Source organism: Gordonia sp. OPL2, assembly GCF_003797825.1.
In the GTDB taxonomy this organism is placed as follows: domain Bacteria; phylum Actinomycetota; class Actinomycetes; order Mycobacteriales; family Mycobacteriaceae; genus Gordonia.
The window spans coordinates 1-5,253 of record NZ_RKME01000058.1 but is presented as its reverse complement, the minus strand read 5'-3'; the positions used below and the strand labels follow the sequence as shown (position 1 = coordinate 5,253).

Genomic DNA, 5,253 nt, shown 5'->3' with positions numbered 1-5,253 from the left:
TTTTCATGGAGAGTTTGATCCTGGCTCAGGACGAACGCTGGCGGCGTGCTTAACACATGCAAGTCGAACGGAAAGGCCCAGCTTGCTGGGTACTCGAGTGGCGAACGGGTGAGTAACACGTGGGTGATCTGCCCTGCACTCTGGGATAAGCCTGGGAAACTGGGTCTAATACCGGATATGACCAACTGTCGCATGGTGGTTGGTGGAAAGCTTTTGCGGTGTGGGATGGGCCCGCGGCCTATCAGCTTGTTGGTGGGGTAATGGCCTACCAAGGCGACGACGGGTAGCCGACCTGAGAGGGTGATCGGCCACACTGGGACTGAGACACGGCCCAGACTCCTACGGGAGGCAGCAGTGGGGAATATTGCACAATGGGCGGAAGCCTGATGCAGCGACGCCGCGTGAGGGATGACGGCCTTCGGGTTGTAAACCTCTTTCACCAGGGACGAAGCGTGAGTGACGGTACCTGGAGAAGAAGCACCGGCCAACTACGTGCCAGCAGCCGCGGTAATACGTAGGGTGCGAGCGTTGTCCGGAATTACTGGGCGTAAAGAGCTCGTAGGCGGTTTGTCGCGTCGTCTGTGAAATTCTGCAACTCAATTGCAGGCGTGCAGGCGATACGGGCAGACTTGAGTACTACAGGGGAGACTGGAATTCCTGGTGTAGCGGTGAAATGCGCAGATATCAGGAGGAACACCGGTGGCGAAGGCGGGTCTCTGGGTAGTAACTGACGCTGAGGAGCGAAAGCGTGGGTAGCGAACAGGATTAGATACCCTGGTAGTCCACGCCGTAAACGGTGGGTACTAGGTGTGGGTTCCTTTTCACGGGATCCGTGCCGTAGCTAACGCATTAAGTACCCCGCCTGGGGAGTACGGCCGCAAGGCTAAAACTCAAAGGAATTGACGGGGGCCCGCACAAGCGGCGGAGCATGTGGATTAATTCGATGCAACGCGAAGAACCTTACCTGGGTTTGACATACACCAGACGCGGCTAGAGATAGTCGTTCCCTTGTGGTTGGTGTACAGGTGGTGCATGGCTGTCGTCAGCTCGTGTCGTGAGATGTTGGGTTAAGTCCCGCAACGAGCGCAACCCTTGTCCTGTATTGCCAGCGGGTTATGCCGGGGACTTGCAGGAGACTGCCGGGGTCAACTCGGAGGAAGGTGGGGATGACGTCAAGTCATCATGCCCCTTATGTCCAGGGCTTCACACATGCTACAATGGCCGGTACAGAGGGCTGCGATACCGTGAGGTGGAGCGAATCCCTTAAAGCCGGTCTCAGTTCGGATCGGGGTCTGCAACTCGACCCCGTGAAGTCGGAGTCGCTAGTAATCGCAGATCAGCAACGCTGCGGTGAATACGTTCCCGGGCCTTGTACACACCGCCCGTCACGTCATGAAAGTCGGTAACACCCGAAGCCGGTGGCCTAACCCTTGTGGAGGGAGCTGTCGAAGGTGGGATCGGCGATTGGGACGAAGTCGTAACAAGGTAGCCGTACCGGAAGGTGCGGCTGGATCACCTCCTTTCTAAGGAGCACACAACATCACTCATTACGCAGCCGTTCGTGTTGCGGTGGGTGTGTGTTCGAGGGTGAAACATCGAAGAGCACGACAACGGTTCTCACATGAGGGCCTGGTTCGTGTCGCGGGTACCGCGAGGTGCCGGCGGTCGCCAACACACTATCGGGGTTCTGAGGGAACACACGTTTCTTCTGGGCCGACTGTTGCGCTGTTCTGTTGATGCGTCTTGTGATGAGACGTGGAGGATCGAGTGGGTGGTCGGTGTGTGTTGTTTGAGAAGTGCATAGTGGATGCGAGCATCTTTATTTGTAGATTTTTCTGCAATGTTTGTGGTGTCTACATTCGGTCCTCCTTGTGGGGGGTTGTTTGTAGGTGTTGTTGTAAGTGTTTAAGGGCGTTCGGTGGATGCCTTGGTACCAGGAGCCGATGAAGGACGTGGGAGGCCGCGATAGTCCTCGGGGAGTTGTCAACCGTGCTGTGATCCGAGGGTGTCCGAATGGGGAAACCCAGCACCAGTGATGTGGTGTTACCACCAGGTGAATGTATAGCCTGTGTGGGGGGAACGTGGGGAAGTGAAACATCTCAGTACCCATAGGAAGAGAAAACAATTGTGATTCCGTGAGTAGTGGCGAGCGAAAGCGGAGGAGGCTAAACCATGCGCATGTGAGACCAGGTGGGGGTTGTGCGTGTGGGGTTGTGGGGTTCATCTTCTCAGATCTACCTGTCTGGGCGTGAGTGAGAAAATCATGGGTTAGGTGAAGTGGCCTGGAATGGTCTGCCGTAGTCGGTGAGAGTCCGGTAGCTGAAAACCTGTGGTCTTGCGTGATGTTCTCCCAAGTAGCAGCGGGCTCGTGGAATCTGCTGTGAATCTGCCGGGACCACCCGGTAAGCCTGAATACTTCCTGGTGACCGATAGCGGACTAGTACCGTGAGGGAAAGGTGAAAAGTACCCCGGGAGGGGAGTGAAATAGTACCTGAAACCGGACGCTTACAATCCGTCAAAGCCTGCGAGTCGTTTGGTCGGCTGTGGGTGATGGCGTGCCTTTTGAAGAATGAGCCTGCGAGTTAGTGCTCGGTGGCAAGGTTAACCCGTGTGGGGTAGCCGTAGCGAAAGCGAGTCTGAATAGGGCGTGGAGTCGCCGGGTCTAGACCCGAAGCGGAGTGATCTACCCATGGCCAGGGTGAAGCGTCGGTAAGACGTCGTGGAGGCCCGAACCCACTTCAGTTGAAAATGGAGGGGATGAGTTGTGGGTAGGGGTGAAAGGCCAATCAAACTCCGTGATAGCTGGTTCTCCCCGAAATGCATTTAGGTGCAGCGTGGTGTGTTTCTTACTGGAGGTAGAGCTACTGGATGGCCGATGGGCCCTACTAGGTTACTGACGTCAGCCAAACTCCGAATGCCGGTAAGTGAGAGCACTGCAGTGAGACTGCGGGCGATAAGGTTCGTAGTCGAGAGGGAAACAGCCCAGATCGCCGGCTAAGGCCCCTAAGCGTGTACTAAGTGGAAAAGGATGTGGGGTCGCGAAGACAACCAGGAGGTTGGCTTAGAAGCAGCCACCCTTGAAAGAGTGCGTAATAGCTCACTGGTCAAGTGATCCTGCGCCGACAATGTAGCGGGGCTCAAGTACACCGCCGAAGCCGCGGCACTCACATAAGCCCGCCCATGATCTACGGGTTGTGGGCCAGGTGTGTGGGTGGGTAGGGGAGCGTCGTGCAGCCCTGGAAGCGCCGGAGTGATCCAGGTGTGGAGGCTGTGCGAGTGAGAATGCAGGCATGAGTAGCGAAAGCAGAGTGAGAAACTCTGCCGCCGGATGACCAAGGGTTCCTGGGCCAGGCTAATCCGCCCAGGGTGAGTCGGGACCTAAGGCGAGGCCGACAGGCGTAGTCGATGGACAACGGGTTGATATTCCCGTACCCGTGTATCCGCGTCCATGCTGAATCAGTTGTACTAACCATCCAAATGGTGATCGATCTCCTTCGGGAGACGTGAGCCGGCTGCATGGGACCTTGGCTGGTAGTAGGCAAGCGATGGGGTGACGCAGGAAGGTAGTGGGGCCAGTCAGTGGTAATACTGGTGTAAGCCTGTAGGGCGATCGGTAGGTAAATCCGCCGGTCATATGCTTGAGAGGTGATGCGTAGCCGTTGCGGCGAATTCCATGATCCTATGCTGCCGAGAAAAGCCTCTAGCGAGTTGGTACACGGCCCGTACCCCAAACCAACACAGGTGGTCAGGTAGAGAATACTAAGGCGATCGAGAGAACTGTGGTTAAGGAACTCGGCAAAATGCCCCCGTAACTTCGGGAGAAGGGGGACCCATCCTGGTGACGATCTTTTCGGTCTGAGCTGGTGTGGGTCGCAGAGACCAGAGAGAAGCGACTGTTTACTAAAAACACAGGTCCGTGCGAAGTCGTAAGACGATGTATACGGACTGACGCCTGCCCGGTGCTGGAAGGTTAAGAGGACCGGTTAATGCCCTTCGGGGTGTGAAGCTGAGAATTTAAGCCCCAGTAAACGGCGGTGGTAACTATAACCATCCTAAGGTAGCGAAATTCCTTGTCGGGTAAGTTCCGACCTGCACGAATGGCGTAACGACTTCTCTGCTGTCTCAACCACAGACTCGGCGAAATTGCAGTACGAGTAAAGATGCTCGTTACGCGCGGCAGGACGAAAAGACCCCGGGACCTTCACTATAGCTTGGTATTGGTGTTCGGTTCGGTTTGTGTAGGATAGGTGGGAGACTGTGAAACTCGCACGCCAGTGTGGGTGGAGTCGTTGTTGAAATACCACTCTGATCGTATTGGACTTCTAACCTCGGACCCTGATCGGGTTCAGGGACAGTGCCTGGTGGGTAGTTTAACTGGGGCGGTTGCCTCCCAAAATGTAACGGAGGCGCCCAAAGGTTCCCTCAGCCTGGTTGGCAATCAGGTGTTGAGTGTAAGTGCACAAGGGAGCTTGACTGTGAGACGTACATGTCGAGCAGGGACGAAAGTCGGGACTAGTGATCCGGCACCAACGTGTGGAAGTGGTGTCGCTCAACGGATAAAAGGTACCCCGGGGATAACAGGCTGATCTTCCCCAAGAGTCCATATCGACGGGATGGTTTGGCACCTCGATGTCGGCTCGTCGCATCCTGGGGCTGGAGTAGGTCCCAAGGGTTGGGCTGTTCGCCCATTAAAGCGGCACGCGAGCTGGGTTTAGAACGTCGTGAGACAGTTCGGTCTCTATCCGCCGCGCGCGTCAGAAACTTGAGGAAACCTGTCCCTAGTACGAGAGGACCGGGACGGACGAACCTCTGGTGTGCCAGTTGTCCCGCCAGGGGCACTGCTGGTTAGCTACGTTCGGAAGGGATAACCGCTGAAAGCATCTAAGCGGGAAGCCTGTTCCAAGATGAGGTTTCTCACCACCTTGAGTGGTTAAGGCCCCCTACAGACCATGGGGTTGATAGGCCAGAACTGTACGCCTAGTAATAGGTTCAGGTGACTGGTACTAATCGGCCGAGGACTTACCAACAACACTCTTACCTCAAAAGCAAGAGTTCGCATCCACTATGACACTTCTGAAACAACACACAACACGAATAAACAAACCCGTTGTGTGTGGGTTTCACAAAGTTACGGCGGCCATAGCGGAGGGGAAACGCCCGGTCCCATTCCGAACCCGGAAGCTAAGCCCTCCAGCGCCAATGGTACTGCACCCTAACCAGTGTGGGAGAGTAGGACACCGCCGAACACAATTT

3 rRNA genes are annotated in these 5,253 nt (G+C 55.9%); all 3 read left to right on the top strand.

What is annotated here, in order from left to right:
• Nucleotides 1-2: 2 nt before the first annotated feature.
• Nucleotides 3-1,523: ribosomal RNA gene (locus tag EEB19_RS26240) — 16S ribosomal RNA — on the top strand.
• A 372-nt stretch (nucleotides 1,524-1,895) separates the two neighbouring features.
• Nucleotides 1,896-5,027, top strand: a 23S ribosomal RNA gene (locus EEB19_RS26235).
• A gap of 102 nt (nucleotides 5,028-5,129) precedes the next feature.
• Nucleotides 5,130-5,246 (top strand): 5S ribosomal RNA (gene rrf / locus EEB19_RS26230).
• Together the 16S, 23S and 5S rRNA genes form the textbook arrangement of a ribosomal RNA operon.
• Nucleotides 5,247-5,253 lie beyond the last annotated feature (7 nt).